Here is a 15,061-nt window from a genome sequence, read left to right as displayed (position 1 = left end):
GTAGTGTATACATTTATACTCAACAATAGAGAAATTAAAACTGAAGAAGATATGAACTTACTTGAATTTTTACGCGAAAGGGAAAATTTAACATCTGTAAAAAACGGATGTTCTGAAGGTGCATGTGGAGCTTGCACTATTATAGTAGACGGCAGGACTATGAGGGCATGTGTTCTGACTATAGCTAGAATTCAGGGAAAAAGAATATTGACACTGGAAGGATTTTCTAAACATGAAAGGAAAGTTTTTGCATATTCATTTGCAGAGGCAGGTGCAGTTCAGTGCGGATTCTGCATACCTGGAATGGTGGTAAGTGCAAAGGCATTAATAGACAAAAATGTCAGCCCCACATCTAAAGATGTTAAGGCAGCAATTAGAGGAAATATATGTAGATGTACTGGATATGTAAAAATAGAGAAGGCAATACTCATGGCTGCGGAAATTTTAAGAGAGAACAGGGATATTCCTAAAGAGGATGAAAGCGGTATAGTAGGAGAAAGATTTCATAGAATAGATGCTTTTAAGAAGACACTCGGCATAGCAGAGTATACTGATGATATCAAAGTAGATGGAATGTTATACGGATCTGCACTTAGAACAAAGTATCCAAGAGCGTTGATCAAAAAAATAGACATATCTAAAGCCTTGGATCATCCTGATGTTGAAGTTGTACTTACTGCCAAAGATATTCCAGAAAAAAGATACATAGGTCATTTAGTTCAAGATTGGCCCGCCATGATTGATGTAGGTGAAGAAACTAGGTATATAGGTGATGCAATAGCACTTGTGGCGGCAAGAACTAAAGCTGCATTAAAAAAAGGGCTTGAACTTATTGAAGTTGAATATGAAGAGTTAATACCAGTTACAAGTCCTGAAGAAGCTCTAAGGGAGGGTGCACCTAAGATTCATGAGAATGGTAATATATTAGATGAGGAGGTTCTAAAAAGGGGAAATGCAGAAGAGGCTATTAAAAATTCAAAATATGTTGTAAACCATAGATATTCTACACCTTTTACGGAACATGCATTTCTGGAACCTGAATGTGCTATAGGTGTTCCAGATGGTGATGGTATATTTGTATATACTGGTGGACAGAGCGTATATGATGAAAAACGTGAAATAATGAATCTTCTTGGTCTTGAAGAAGATAAAGTTAGAATAAAAAGTGCTTATGTAGGAGGTGGATTTGGCGGAAAAGAAGATATGAGTGTACAGCATCATGCAGCTCTTCTTGCATATAAAGCAAAAAAGCCTGTAAAAGTGACTTTATCTAGAAAAGAAAGTATAAAAGTACATCCTAAAAGGCATGCTATGGAAATGGAATTTACACTTGCATGTGATGAAAATGGCAAACTTACAGGTATGAAAGCAACTATAATATCAGATAGTGGTGCATATGCATCTTTAGGTGGACCGGTACTTCAAAGAGCATGTACTCATGCGGCTGGACCATATAATTATCAAAATGTAGATATAGTTGGCAGATCAATCTATACTAATAATCCACCTGGGGGAGCATTTAGAGGATTTGGAGTTACTCAATCAGCTTTTGCAATAGAATCAAATCTAAATGAATTGGCTAGAAAAGTTGGAATTTCACCCTGGAAGATAAGATATATAAATGCAATAGAACCAGGTCAGATACTACCAAATGGTCAGATTGCAGATAATGGAACTGCATTTAAGGAAACTCTAATGTCAGTAAAGGAAGAATACTATAAATATGCAAATTCAACAAATGAATATGTAGGAATAGCATCTGCCATGAAAAACAGTGGAGTAGGAGTCGGTGTTCCTGATGTTGGGAGATGCAGACTTACTATAATTGATGGCAAGGTTCATATAAGGAGCAGTGCTGCCTGTATAGGACAGGGAATAGGAACTGTTGAAACCCAGATTTTATGCAAAACTATAGGCATATCACCTGAACTCGTTGTTGTAGATCAGCCTGACACAGATATTACTCCGGATTCTGGAACTACTACAGCGTCAAGACAAACTGTATTTACAGGAGAAGCCGTGCACATAGTTTCAAAAAAATTAAAAACTGCACTTAAAGGCAAGAAACTTGAAGATCTTGAAGGAAGGGACTTTTATGGAGAATACTCCTTTAAGACAGATCCAATTGGATCAAAAAAGCCAAATCCAGTAAGTCATATAGCCTACGGATTTGCTACACAGCTTGTAGTATTGGATGAAAAAGGATTGTTGAAAAAGGTTATAGCCTCTCATGATATAGGAAGAGCAATAAATCCCACTACTGTTGAGGGACAGATAGAGGGCGGAGTAGCTATGGGACTTGGATATGCACTGACTGAAGATTATCCATTAAAAGACTGTATACCTACTGCCAAGTTTGGGACACTGGGACTCTTTAGATCTGTAAATGTTCCGGAAATACAATCTGTTATAATAGAGAAAAATACAACTGATCTTGCCTATGGAGCTAAAGGAGTTGGGGAGATAGTATGTGTTCCTACGGCACCGGCAGTTCAACAGGCTTATTATGAATTTGATGGTGTATTTAGAACAAAACTTCCACTGGATAACACTGCTTATAGAAAATCTAAAAATGCGAGAAGGTGAAAATATGTCGGATAAGAGTTCTAGTGAATTTACGTGTGGAGGCGGATGTACTGCAAAACTTGGAGCGGGTTTTTTGAAGCATGTCCTTGAAAATTTGCCTGAAAGCAGGCATGATCCAAATTTGCTCATAGGATTTCAAAGTTCAGATGATGCAGCAGTATATAAGATAACAGATGATATTGCAATAATACAGACATTGGATTTTTTCCCACCTGTAGTAGAGAATCCGTATACATTTGGAAAGATAGCTGCAGCAAATGCTTTAAGTGACATATATGCCATGGGTGGAAAAGTAAAAACTGCATTGAATATTGTATGTTTTCCGGAAAAATTGGATTCTTCAATACTTGCAGAAATATTGAGAGGAGGAGCGGAAAAAGTATATGAAGCAGGTGGAATAGTATGTGGAGGACACTCTATAAATGATAGTGAGTGCAAATATGGACTTTCTGTAACAGGTATAGTAAATCCTAAAAATATACTTCCAAACAACAATTGTAAAATTGGTGATAAACTTATACTTACAAAGCCTCTTGGAGTTGGAATAATAACTACTGCAAACAGAGTAGGTGAGGCAAGTACAAAAGCTTATGAAAAGGCAGTAAAATCCATGGAGACTTTAAATAAATATGCATCCGAAATAATAAAGAAGTATGAAGTAAATGCTTGCACTGATGTAACTGGATTTGGATTTTTGGGTCATTTAAACGAAATGACTAAAGAGAATTATACTATGCTTATAGAGGCGTATAGTATTCCATATATAAGAGAGGCTTATGATTATGCAAAAGAATTTCTTATAACTGCAGGAGGACAGAAGAACAGAAATCATCTCAAAGATAAAGTAAAAATGGAAAATATAGAATTTGCACTTCAGGAAATACTATTTGATCCTCAAACTTCAGGTGGTTTTATAATAAGTGTGAATAAAGATGATGCACATGATTTACTGAAAGAATTAAACAATCTTCAGATAAAATCTAACATTGTAGGTGAGGTAACAGAAAGAAAGGATTACAATATAATTGTAAAATAAATTTATTGTGGAAAAGTCAGGAGGAAATTATGATAAAAGTAAATGCGCTGGGAGATGTATGTCCTGTACCTGTAATAAAAGCTAGGAAAGCTCTAAAACAAATAGAAAATGATGGAGCAGTACTTGTTATTGTAGATAATGAAATTTCAAGAGAAAACTTAGAGAAGATGGCTTCTGAGATGGGATATAAATATATTACCAATGAAGTAAATAAAGATAGATATGAAGTAAAGATTATAAAGGGAAAACACAACATTGAGCCTTCAGAACCTCATAAAGCTCTAAAAATTAAGCATGGATCTGAAGAAGAAAATATAGCCATGGTTATTTCATCTGATAGAATGGGAGAAGGAAGTCAGGAGTTAGGTGAAATTTTAATGAAGGCATTTATATATGCTGTTACAGAGTCTGAAAAATTGCCTGATACAATAATTTTTTATAACGGTGGGGCAAAACTGACTGCCAAAGGTTCTCCAGTAGTTGAACACCTGCAAACTTTAAATACAAAAGGTGTGGAAATTTTGACATGTGGAACGTGTTCAAATTATTACAATTTAACAGATAATCTTGCAGTAGGTGAATTAACCAATATGTATAATATATATGAGAAGATAGCGGATGCGGACAAAATAATAAAGCCATAGCTGAGGTTACTGATATTATGGAGATTAAAAAAGTTTTTGAAATAGACAGGGGTGATATTGTATCTATTGTTGGATCAGGGGGCAAGACTACTCTGATGTTCCTTCTTGCTAGGGAAGTCAGTTGTAATAATAAGGTACTTGTAACTACTACCACAAAGATATATGTTCCCCATATTAATCAGTTTGATTTTATATGTTGCGGGACAGGAAAATATACTTTATACAATAATATGAAATCTAATGGTATTTATGTATATGGAAGTTTTGTAAATAATGAAAGAAAGCTAATAGGTATCGAACCTTATATATTGGAAAAGCAGCTTAAGTATTTTGATTATGTATTTGTTGAAGCTGATGGTTCCAAGAAAAAGCCAATTAAAGGCTGGAAAGCCAATGAGCCTGTTATATTGAACAATACTAGCAAGACTATAGGAATTATTCCGGTAAATGTGATTGGTAAAACAGTTAATGAAGATAATGTACATGGCCTGGAAGAATTTATGAGTATTACTGGTTCAAATTTTGGTGATATTATAAATGAACAACATATTATCTCTCTTATATTTCATAAAAAAGGATTATTTAAAAACTCAAGAGGACAAAGAATACTATTTATAAATAAACTTGATAAGGATAGAGATATTTTTGCAGCTCAAAAATTAATACAGAATATTTCAAAAGTCAATGGAGGATACATATATAAAATTATAAGTGGAAGTTTAAAGGAAGGGTATTTGAAATGATAAATGCTATAATTATGGCATCGGGTTTTGGCAGAAGAATGGGAACAAACAAACTTCTTTTACCTTACAGGGGAAAATACATGGTAGAGCATGTTTTAGGAGTAGTTTCAAAATGTAATTTTTATGAAAAGATAATTGTTGCAAGGGATGATATTATACTTGAATTGGGAAAACAAAAAGGATTTTTGGGTATGAAAAATAATAGAGCTAACATTGGTCAGAGTGAGTCAATAAAACTATCACTGAAATATGCACCCAAAACCGAAGGTTACATGTTTTTTACAGCAGATCAGCCATTTATAGATATACAGACTATAAATCTTCTTGTATATAGTTTTAATATAAATAACCAAAATATAATTGTCCCAAAGTATTGCAATAGAAGGGGAAGTCCTGTAATTTTTCCTTTAAGATTTGTAGACGAGCTTAAAAGTCTTGAAGGAGATGTGGGTGGTGGAAAAGTTATGAATTGTCATAAAGAGGATATAGCTTTTGTAGAGTTGAAAAGTGAGATTCCATTAATGGATGTAGATACAAAAGAAGACTATAGAAGACTGATAGTTACGAAGGAATGATTGGATATGAACAAAGATACTGTTATAGTAAGAGGCGGCGGAGATGTTGCCTCTGGAGCTATACAAAAATTACATAGAAGTGGATTCAAAGTATTGATATTGGAAATAGAAAAGCCTACATCCATTAGACGAAAGGTAAGTTTTAGTGAAGCAATATATGACCAAAATATAGAAATCGAAAATATAAAAGCCTCATATGTAGACAGCCTGGATGCAGTACATGGATGCTGGAATAATGGAAAAATACCTGTTGTTGTGGATCCCGATGGAATTTATATAGGATTGTTGAAGCCTGAAATAGTAGTAGATGGGATACTTGCAAAGAAAAATCTAGGTACAAATATGGATATGGCTCCTATAACTGTAGCACTTGGACCGGGATTTGAAGCAGGCAAGGATGTAAATGCAGTTGTAGAGACAAATAGAGGGCACAATTTGGGAAGGCTTATATTTAAGGGAAAAGCAGCAGATGATACTGGAGTTCCTGGAGTTATAAAAGGATACTCAAGAGAAAGGGTAATATACAGTCCATATAGTGGTATTATAAATAATATAAAAGATATAGGAGATACAGTTAAATCAGGTGAAACAATTGCACATGTAGAAGGTTTTAAAGTTACAGCTAATATAAGTGGTATTTTAAGAGGAATCATAAGGGACAGAACAATAGTAAAAGAAGGGCTTAAAATTGCAGATGTAGATCCTAGAATAAGTGAAAGAAAAAACTGTTTTACTATTTCAGACAAGGCAAGAAATATAGGTGGTGGGGTTTTAGAGGCAGTTATGTATTTAAAGAAGAAAAATATAAAATACACAATCAGTGCATGCTGATTGTGTATTTTATATTTTCTAACTGATTTTTGTTTTGGAGTTTTTATCTTGATATTCTTTTTTATATTCCTTGAAGGAATATGTTTTGGCCTTATTTATAACATATATTCCATATAGTATGGTAAGTGCCGCCGCACCAAAAGATACTACATTGACCATGGTAGGAGATAGCAGGTTATGGGTTAGCCTATCCTCAAATATCATCTTGAAAGATGTATGGGCAAGTACTGCTGCACCTATATATGTAACTATAGGGTATTTCTTCATAAGATTTGCAACTAGTTGACTTCCAAAGAAAATAATAGGTATATTTAATATGAGACCAAATATTATGAGCAGGTCATGTCCTTCCGCAACACTTGCAATAGCAAGCACATTATCTAAGCTCATAGTAGCATCTGCTGCAACTATACTTAAAACTGCCCCCCAAAATTTATTGGAATTATGTACATTTACATCTTCTTCTTTTTTATTGGGTTTTATAAAGTCGAAAGTTATCTTTACAAGTATGATTCCACCTATTAGTCTTATTGGAAGCCATTCTACCATAAGAATATAAGTTACAAGACAGGCAAATATAATTCTTAAAACTACTGCCGAAATTACTCCTATTAAAGAAGCCGATTTTGCATGCTTTTTTGGTAGATTTCTAGTAGCTAGTGCAATAACCCCAATATTATCTCCACTTAAAACTATATCCAAAAGAGTGATTTGCAGAGCCTTTATTACAAAAGGCATCAGGTTTTCCATATTTTTATCTCCTTTGCTCTATACTATATACGTATTTAAAAATCTATATAATATATAATAGTTTATCACAAATCCTGTGGAATATAAAGCTTACAATCTTATTATATAGTTATAATACATGGAATATGAGTTTTAACATACCATGTATCCTTATCAATACTGATATTATATTTATATTTGAATTTGACTGATTTATACGTGCGTTTTTTAATTTTATATTACAATTTTAATGCTCCCTTATTGTACACTTTTAGTACAAACTGTGCTAAAATAATTCTAAATAAAATTATTTTGGAGTTGTTTTTAAATGGACTTGAAATTTATTGAACAAACTAAATCTGAAACGCATGTAGAAAAACCTAGAATGTATAAGGTTCTTATACATAATGATGATTATACTACTATGAATTTTGTAGTTGAAGTTTTGGTGTGTATATTTAAAAAACAGAAAGATGAAGCTAATAAAATAATGTATACTGTACATAGAAAAGGAATGGGAATTGCGGGGGTTTACTGCTATGATATAGCTGCAACTAAAATGGCACAGGCAATAAGAATGGCAAAGAATAGTGGATTTCCACTAAAATTCAGCATGGAAGAGGATTAGTTATGAAATTAGATAAAATAGTAAATGAAATTATAAATGCTGCTTATGATGAAGCCAAGTACCATAAGCATGAATATTTTACTCCTGAACATGTATTGTATGCTTCATTGTTTTTTCTTGAGGGAATTGATATCATAGAAGGCTGTGGTGGAAATATTCAAGATATAAAAAGAGATCTTATGAATTATTTTAATGAACAAATAGATATTGTTGAAGAAAAAGAACCGGTAGAAACCATATCTCTTCAAAATGTACTTACGTCTGCAGGTGATTATGTGCTTTCTGCAGAAAAGGATGCTATAAGACTGGGAGATATTTTTATATCAATATATGATGAAGAAAAGAGCTCTGCCAGCTATTTTTTAAAAAAACAGGGCATAAAGAGAATAGATATGCTGAATTATATAACTCAGAATGTCTCTGAAAGTAATAGTGGGTATGGTGACAATCACGAGTCAAAAAATAATAAAATAGAAGAATTTGTAGTAGAACTTACTAAAAAGGCAAAAATGGGTAATATTGATCCATTGATTGGAAGAGAGAATATACTGGATAGAACAATGCAGGTTTTAACTAGGAGAACCAAGAATAATCCAATCCATGTAGGTGAACCAGGGGTAGGTAAGACAGCTATCACCGAAGGACTTGCCAGATTAATTATAGAAGGTAAAGTGCCTAAAATGTTAAAACAAAGTAAAATATATTCTCTTGATATGGGTTCAATGCTTGCAGGCACTAAATATAGAGGAGATTTTGAAGATAGAATAAAAAAGGTATTGAAAAGTATAGAGCAAGAAGATCAGCCCATAGTATATATAGATGAAATTCATACTATAATTGGAGCTGGATCCGTATCAGGGAATTCCCTTGATGCCGCCAATATATTAAAGCCTTTTTTAACTAGTGGCAAAATCAAATTTATAGGCTCAACTACTTATGATGAATATAAGAAAATATTTGAGAAGGATAGGGCACTTTCAAGAAGATTTCAAAAAATAGAAGTTCCGGAACCTTCAAAGGATCAAGCTTGTAAAATGCTCAAGGGGATAAAGTCACAATATGAAAAATTTCATAATGTAATTTATAGTGATGAGGCAATTGAAGCTTCAGTAGAACTTTCATCCAAGTACATAAATGATAGGTACCTTCCAGATAAGGCAATTGATATAATTGACGAAACTGCATCTTATATTAGATTACATTCTAATAATGATGATACAATACTGATTTCCAAAAATGATATAGAAAAAACTGTTTCAAATATTGCCAAAGTACCTATGGACAGTATATCAAAAGATGAAAACCAGATTTTAAAAAATTTGAATGCAAGCCTTAAAAGTAAAATATTTGGTCAGGATAAAGCTGTGGATTCTATATCAAGAGCTATAAAAACATCCAGAGCTGGATTCAATCAGGTAAATAGGACTATGGCAAATCTTTTGTTTGTTGGACCTACTGGAGTGGGAAAGACAGAAATAACCAGGCAATTGGCAAATATAATTGGCATTCCACTAATAAGATTTGATATGAGTGAGTATCAGGAAAAACATACTGTTGCCAGACTTATAGGATCTCCACCTGGATATATAGGTTATGAAGAAGGTGGTCTTTTAACTGATTCCATAAAAAAGACACCATACTGTGTATTGCTTTTGGATGAAATTGAAAAAGCACATCCTGATGTATTAAATGTACTTTTGCAGTTGATGGACTATGCAACACTTACAGACAATACAGGTAGAAAAACAGACTTTAAAAATGTAATACTTATAATGACATCAAATGCAGGTGCAAGGTCTATGGGGAAATCTCTTGTTGGATTTGGAAATAGAACTGTGAAAAAAGATGCTGTAGATACGGCTGTGAATAGAATATTTTCTCCTGAATTCAGAAATAGACTTGATGATATTATTGTATTTAATTCTATTGACAAGGAGATGGCTCTTTTGATTGCTGAAAAGGTGTTGAAGGAATTTGAAGACCAGCTTGAGTCCAAAAATATAAAAATAAAAGTTACTGAAAAATGTTATGAATTTCTGGCTAAAAAAGGTATGTCCGAAGAATATGGGGCAAGAGAAATAATAAGAATTGTAAATCAGTACATAAAACCCTATTTTGTAGATAAAGTTTTATTTGGTGATAACAGTGAGGACGAAATTACTACTATAGATGTAAAAGATGAAAAAATAGACATTGTATGCTAAAATTAGTTAAACAATTACGAGGTGACCTAAAATATTAAAATCAAATAAAGTAGTTCTTGTTGTTATCATGTGTGCAATTACGATATTTACATGCTTTGGAGTAAAGGCACAATCAAATTCGCAACAAGACAATAGTGGAGTAGTTCATGGAAAAGTTGTAAAGATGCACGGCAGTGTAAATTCGACAGATAAAAATTCTATAAGGTATGCATACATAGACATAAAAATAACTTCGGGAAAATTGAAAGGCCAAATAATTACCGTGCAAAACTCTGTAAGTGGAAAGATAAATGATGAAGGAAGCAATACTCAGAGCTTTGCACAAGTAGGCGATGACGTCATGGTGAATATAGATAATTATAAAAAAGGTGATCCCAAGACGGCGTACATATATGAAATTGTAAGATACAAATATCTATATGAATTGGGAATAGTATTTGCACTCTTACTTGTAGTAATTGGAGGAATGAAAGGTCTTAAATCTTTGATAACTCTTGCAATAACAGGATTTTCCATAGTGAGAATCTTAATACCTCTTGTAATTCAGGGATTTAATCCCATGACAGTTGCCATTGCAATATGTATATTTCTAATTATAGTAAATTTGACTATAATAAGCGGTAGAAATAAAAAGACATTGGCAGCTATTATAGGAACGTCAGGAGGAGTTGTAATTGCAGGATTTATAGCCTCATTTTCAAATTCAATTCTTAGAATAAGCGGACTTACGGATGATGAAATGCAGACTATAATCTATACGGTACAAAATTCGAATTTTAATTTTTCAGGATTGTTGTTTGCAGAAATAATAATGGGTGCACTTGGTGCAGTTATGGATACAAGTGTATCTATTGCATCTTCAATAAAAGAAATAAAAGATGCCAAACCGGATATGAATATTAAAGAGTTATTCAAATCCGGCATGAATGTTGGAAAGGATATTATGGGAAGTATGTCTAATACCCTTATACTTGCCTATGCAGGAGGTGCAATGTATCTTATGATAATGATAGCTTCTTATTCTTATACAAGTTCCATATCTACAGCTATAAATCAGGATGTAATAGCTGCAGAAGTTCTCAAGGCTCTTGCAGGAAGTATAGGATTGATACTCGCCATCCCAATAACTGCATTTGCAGCAGCATTTTTAAGTACTATAAAAGAAAAACCTGACTATACTAAATATGAATCAGAAAAGAAAGTGGATCTTATGTATAATAAACTCAAAAAATTGTTTAGCCCAAATAAAAAAGAACTGTAAGTAGTAACATTTAAATATTTTAATTAATATACTGATTGTGAATGGAGCTTACTTGTGATAAAAAATCAGTATAAGGAGGATAAATAAGTGGGTACTACAGTGAATTTTTATTTAGTTAAGGAAGATGAAATTTTAAAATCAGGAAAAAATGAATTGTATAAAACTATAAGCTCAGACAGTCCTTTGTATCTTAATTTAAAATCAGGAGACACAGTGATTTTAAAAGACGATAATATTGAATATGAGGTGCTTAAATCCGTTAAAAATTTACAGAACAATGAACTCAATATATATGTAACTAGAATAAAAAGTACTGAAGAAGTTATAGATGAAATAGAAGATCTGGCCAACAAAACTTTGAAAAATGTGCTTGATTCTATAAAAGATACATTTGGTTCTGATAATAAATAGAATTATTAAAATAAGGATAAAAGGGGCTTTCTCAAGAAGGTCCCTTTTATATATTATAATTGAGTAGGAGAATGTTTTATGAATATAACCTTGATTACAGTGGGAAAGTTAAAAGAAAAATATCTAAAAGATGCAGTAGGTGAATATACAAAAAGACTTTCCAGATACTGCAGATTAAATATAATAGAAGTTCAGGATGAGAAAACTCCTGATAATGCCTCACTAAAAGATGAAGAAATTATTAAGGATAGAGAGGGAAAAAGAATATTAAAACATATAAACAACAATATGTACATAATTGCAATGGATCTAAAGGGAAATATGCTTGAATCAGAGAAATTTTCTGAATTCATTGGAGAGCTTGCTTTGAAAGGAAGCAGTAATATTACTTTTATTATAGGAGGCTCTCTTGGTATTTCCAGGGAAATTTTACATAGAACGGATTATAAATTGTGCTTTTCCAAGATGACATTTCCCCATCAGCTGTTTCGAGTAATGCTGCTGGAACAGATCTATAGAGGGTTTAGAATATTGAAAGGAGAACCTTATCACAAATGACGGAGGTTTTTTGTGTAATGGGTTGATATAAGCAAAAATTTTTAGAAAATATGATTTTAAATCATAAAATATGTTATAATACTCTTATAAAGAGAGAAAATAAAAACAGGATGCGCTAACATCCTGTAGTATACAATCTAGTTGCTTAGGCAACTGGTATTACTATGTTTATTAAATAAAAATAGTAGCGTCCAATTGCGAGTCGGGGCTACTATTTTTTTATTTCTTTAATAAGTAAAACTATAAATGTTAATAGCGAAATGAGGAATAATCCTGCTTCAAAAAGTAACATTAAGATGTCATTACTCATTGTATCACCTCCCTTCAACAGGGATGAGTGATACCAGTAGCCCACACGCAACATATTCAATTGTACCAGTAAATTATAGCATGTCTAATAGAATAATTCTACAGTTAGTATCATCTGTTACCTTAAATATATATTATAAAAAAGAAAAGTATTTGTTGATGTGAAGTCAATGAATGCTTTATTTTTATATTTGGAGGATGGTAATATGAGAATTATTAAGACACTAAAAGATATTGAACTACTGAAGGAGAAATCGCAAATAGATAGAGAAGTACTCCAGGAAATTGAGGAATACTTCAATAATGTATATAACAACATAGGCAAGTCAGAAGGAAAGGCAATAGATGAGTTTTCGCTAAAAGATTGTGGAATAATTGTATACATCGAAGATGGAGATAATGTATGGGACTTGGAGGAAATAGGACTCAATCCAGAAGATAATGGACTTTTAGGAGCAGCTCCAGAGTGGATTGATGAACAAACTATAGGAGAAGATAAACTGGAGAGTATATGTATAGTCTGCAACAATGAATATGCATTGAGTATATTTCTGCTAAAGAACAACATGGATACTGAAGTGAAAAATTGGATAGAAAATAACAGATAACCACCTAATTTTAAATTAAAAATTAGGTGGTTATTTTTCTGTTTAAAAAGCCTTAACTACTGTATTTGTGGTAGTTAAGGCTTTTTTTAAATGAAAGGAGTGTAATATGGCTAGAAAAATCATAAAGGATACTAAATACTGCCAGATATTCAATCAGGGGAAAATATCAGATGAAGAATATACCTACTGTATTGAGAAGATATTTGTAAAGGGCAAGGAAAGGGAAGAAATAAGGTTCAGCTTGTACAAAGACACGATATTGACACCTCAGAGATATATTCCAAGATCACTGGATGTTACAGAAGAAGAATTGCTTGAATTGATGAAACAGGCTATAGATAATTCGGTATTTTCAAAGGAATTCATAAAGAATTTAAGTGAACAGTTGAATCAAAGACAGCCTAAAAATCAGAGCAAAGGGGAGTTGAAAGATGTCAAACAAAATTAATGAAGAAATATCTGAATCAGATAAATCTAAGGTTATTCCTCGCAAGAGGATAGGGATAGTTTCAATAAAAATGATAAGGGAGAAGAATATATTATTTGATATAAGAGTTATAAATTCATACAAGGATGCAGAAAAATTAGGGAGAATATTTCTTGAAAATGCAGATAGAGAAGAATTTATGATATGTTGTCTTGATAATAAAAATAAACCAACTCTGATTAATATAGTATCTATAGGAAGCATTAATAAATCTATTGTACATCCACGTGAAGTATTCAAAGCTGCCATTTTAAGTAATGCGGCTTCAATAATGTTGTTTCATAACCATCCATCAGGTGATATTGAGCCATCCAACGAAGATATTAATATTACAGAGAGATTGAAAAAATGTGGAGATATCATAGGGATTAATGTAATAGACCACATAATAATAGGGGATAGAGAATATTATAGCTTTAAAGAAAAGGGGTTATTATAGATGTTTGATAATATAAGATATATAACTATAGGAATACATGAGAGTATAGATGAAAAAATGCAAATAGAAATATGGAATATTATTGATAGGTTGAAGTCCATGCGTAATTTTAGTATAGATTATTTACAGATATTTGAATTAAAAAAGATAGAAAATATTAGAGAATTTAACAATTGCTATAATCAAGAGATAGTTCATATTCAAGAACAGCCTGAATATGAAGAGCAAATATTTTTGAAAGTAGATACTCCAGTCAATGCCAAGATATATGTAATAGATGATTCAGAGCATACTGTAATGATGAAAGCTTCTGAATACTAGAATTAAATAATTAAATCTCATTTTTCATATTTAAAAGAGTATCGGTATGTCGATAGTGCCCATATTTTCAGGTGATGAAAGGGGTACAAAATGTTGTCATTTCTTCTTAATACCTATATATAAATATGTAAAAAAGTTATTTAAAAAGTACAGGGCATTGTATAAAATGATATAATCTATTTGTAAATTAATTCATAGTAGTAAAATTAAAAGAAATAACTTCTATTTAAAATATACCAAAAAATAGATGATTATATTTGAATTATATGATAATATAGTTAGTATAACTATATATTTACATTTAGGAAAACTGCTTTCTAGCAAATAATTTTAAAAAGGAGGTATGTTGTGGTTTATTATGTATTTACTATTTTTGCAACAGTAACCATATTAATTTATTTGATAGGTCTCTATTGTTTTTTAAAAAAATATTATAATAATATTTTTGTAAGTTTAACAATAGGCAAAAATAATTTAATTTTACTAAAATCTAATAAATTGAGTCAAAATGAATATAAAAAAATTAAGCTCATACTTATTATTAGTACAGTACTAATAATAATTCTATATTTATTAATGATGTATATTTTCAGATCAGATTATGATGATTTTAAATTTAGTATAATTGTTTTAATGTATTTAGTGATATTTATTTCAAATAAATATATACAAAAAATAATAAGAGTATAAT

Annotated in this window: 17 protein-coding genes; 15 read left to right on the top strand and 2 right to left on the bottom strand. The window is 31.8% G+C overall.

The features are described from left to right. Positions 1 to 3 precede the first annotated feature (3 nt). From xdh to yqeB, 6 genes are read left to right on the top strand one after another with little or no spacing between them, the layout of a single operon-like run. On the top strand, positions 4 to 2,586 hold the full coding sequence (gene xdh, locus KM800_RS08585; protein ID WP_217812706.1) for a selenium-dependent xanthine dehydrogenase: 2,583 nt from the start codon (positions 4 to 6) through the stop codon (positions 2,584 to 2,586). A gap of 4 nt (positions 2,587 to 2,590) precedes the next feature. Next, positions 2,591 to 3,622 (top strand): selenide, water dikinase SelD, encoded by a 1,032-nt coding sequence (selD, locus tag KM800_RS08580; protein ID WP_217812705.1) that lies wholly within the window; start codon positions 2,591 to 2,593, stop codon positions 3,620 to 3,622. 29 nt (positions 3,623 to 3,651) lie between these two features. Beyond that, complete coding sequence (yedF, locus tag KM800_RS08575; RefSeq protein WP_217812704.1) at positions 3,652 to 4,266, top strand: sulfurtransferase-like selenium metabolism protein YedF; 615 nt, start codon at positions 3,652 to 3,654, stop codon at positions 4,264 to 4,266. A 17-nt stretch (positions 4,267 to 4,283) separates the two neighbouring features. Then, on the top strand, positions 4,284 to 5,009 hold the full coding sequence (gene yqeC, locus KM800_RS08570; protein ID WP_217812703.1) for a selenium cofactor biosynthesis protein YqeC: 726 nt from the start codon (positions 4,284 to 4,286) through the stop codon (positions 5,007 to 5,009). Next, positions 5,006 to 5,584 (top strand): NTP transferase domain-containing protein, encoded by a 579-nt coding sequence (locus KM800_RS08565; protein ID WP_217812702.1) that lies wholly within the window; start codon positions 5,006 to 5,008, stop codon positions 5,582 to 5,584. The genes yqeC and KM800_RS08565 overlap by 4 nt, the downstream gene beginning before the upstream one ends. Positions 5,585 to 5,590: 6 nt before the next feature. Beyond that, the gene (gene yqeB / locus KM800_RS08560) at positions 5,591 to 6,415 is read left to right on the top strand and encodes a selenium-dependent molybdenum cofactor biosynthesis protein YqeB (protein WP_217812701.1); all 825 of its coding nucleotides are present in this window, start codon (positions 5,591 to 5,593) and stop codon (positions 6,413 to 6,415) included. An 18-nt stretch (positions 6,416 to 6,433) separates the two neighbouring features. On the opposite strand, the gene KM800_RS08555 is transcribed toward yqeB, so the two are convergent. Further along, positions 6,434 to 7,165, bottom strand: a complete 732-nt coding sequence (locus tag KM800_RS08555) for a TerC family protein (RefSeq protein WP_217812700.1) — start codon at positions 7,163 to 7,165, stop codon at positions 6,434 to 6,436. 307 nt (positions 7,166 to 7,472) lie between these two features. On the opposite strand from KM800_RS08555, the gene KM800_RS08550 reads away from it, so the two are divergent. The 5 genes from KM800_RS08550 to rlmH all read left to right on the top strand — a co-directional run bounded on the left by KM800_RS08550 (position 7,473) and on the right by rlmH (position 12,206). Continuing rightward, the gene (locus tag KM800_RS08550) at positions 7,473 to 7,772 is read left to right on the top strand and encodes an ATP-dependent Clp protease adaptor ClpS (RefSeq protein WP_217812699.1); all 300 of its coding nucleotides are present in this window, start codon (positions 7,473 to 7,475) and stop codon (positions 7,770 to 7,772) included. Positions 7,773 to 7,774: 2 nt separating this feature from the next. Further along, complete coding sequence (gene clpA / locus KM800_RS08545; protein ID WP_217812698.1) at positions 7,775 to 9,976, top strand: ATP-dependent Clp protease ATP-binding subunit ClpA; 2,202 nt, start codon at positions 7,775 to 7,777, stop codon at positions 9,974 to 9,976. Positions 9,977 to 10,043: 67 nt separating this feature from the next. Then, positions 10,044 to 11,237: a YibE/F family protein gene (locus KM800_RS08540; RefSeq protein ID WP_217812697.1), complete on the top strand. Its 1,194-nt coding sequence runs from the start codon at positions 10,044 to 10,046 to the stop codon at positions 11,235 to 11,237. Positions 11,238 to 11,324: 87 nt separating this feature from the next. Continuing rightward, positions 11,325 to 11,648: a hypothetical protein gene (locus KM800_RS08535; RefSeq protein WP_217812696.1), complete on the top strand. Its 324-nt coding sequence runs from the start codon at positions 11,325 to 11,327 to the stop codon at positions 11,646 to 11,648. A gap of 78 nt (positions 11,649 to 11,726) precedes the next feature. Beyond that, the gene (rlmH, locus tag KM800_RS08530; protein ID WP_217812695.1) at positions 11,727 to 12,206 is read left to right on the top strand and encodes a 23S rRNA (pseudouridine(1915)-N(3))-methyltransferase RlmH; all 480 of its coding nucleotides are present in this window, start codon (positions 11,727 to 11,729) and stop codon (positions 12,204 to 12,206) included. A gap of 211 nt (positions 12,207 to 12,417) precedes the next feature. On the opposite strand, the gene KM800_RS15660 is transcribed toward rlmH, so the two are convergent. Continuing rightward, positions 12,418 to 12,498: a putative holin-like toxin gene (locus KM800_RS15660; RefSeq protein ID WP_330655533.1), complete on the bottom strand. Its 81-nt coding sequence runs from the start codon at positions 12,496 to 12,498 to the stop codon at positions 12,418 to 12,420. 223 nt (positions 12,499 to 12,721) lie between these two features. Here KM800_RS15660 and KM800_RS08525 point away from each other — a divergent pair, with 223 nt between their 5' ends. The 4 genes from KM800_RS08525 (at position 12,722) to KM800_RS08510 (ending at position 14,370) form a co-directional block, all read left to right on the top strand. Beyond that, positions 12,722 to 13,123, top strand: coding sequence for a hypothetical protein (locus KM800_RS08525; RefSeq protein WP_217812694.1), 402 nt, complete (start codon positions 12,722 to 12,724; stop codon positions 13,121 to 13,123). A gap of 106 nt (positions 13,124 to 13,229) precedes the next feature. Beyond that, positions 13,230 to 13,571: a hypothetical protein gene (locus tag KM800_RS08520; RefSeq protein WP_217812693.1), complete on the top strand. Its 342-nt coding sequence runs from the start codon at positions 13,230 to 13,232 to the stop codon at positions 13,569 to 13,571. Further along, the gene (gene radC / locus KM800_RS08515; RefSeq protein ID WP_217812692.1) at positions 13,555 to 14,049 is read left to right on the top strand and encodes a RadC family protein; all 495 of its coding nucleotides are present in this window, start codon (positions 13,555 to 13,557) and stop codon (positions 14,047 to 14,049) included. The genes KM800_RS08520 and radC overlap by 17 nt, the downstream gene beginning before the upstream one ends. Continuing rightward, the gene (locus KM800_RS08510) at positions 14,050 to 14,370 is read left to right on the top strand and encodes a DUF960 family protein (protein WP_217812691.1); all 321 of its coding nucleotides are present in this window, start codon (positions 14,050 to 14,052) and stop codon (positions 14,368 to 14,370) included. It begins immediately after the preceding gene. Positions 14,371 to 15,061: the final 691 nt, after the last annotated feature.

This window comes from Clostridium tyrobutyricum (assembly GCF_019144085.1).
Lineage (GTDB): Bacteria > Bacillota > Clostridia > Clostridiales > Clostridiaceae > Clostridium_B > Clostridium_B tyrobutyricum_A.
Note: the sequence above shows the minus strand (reverse complement) of the source record. Positions and strands in the feature narration are given on the sequence as shown.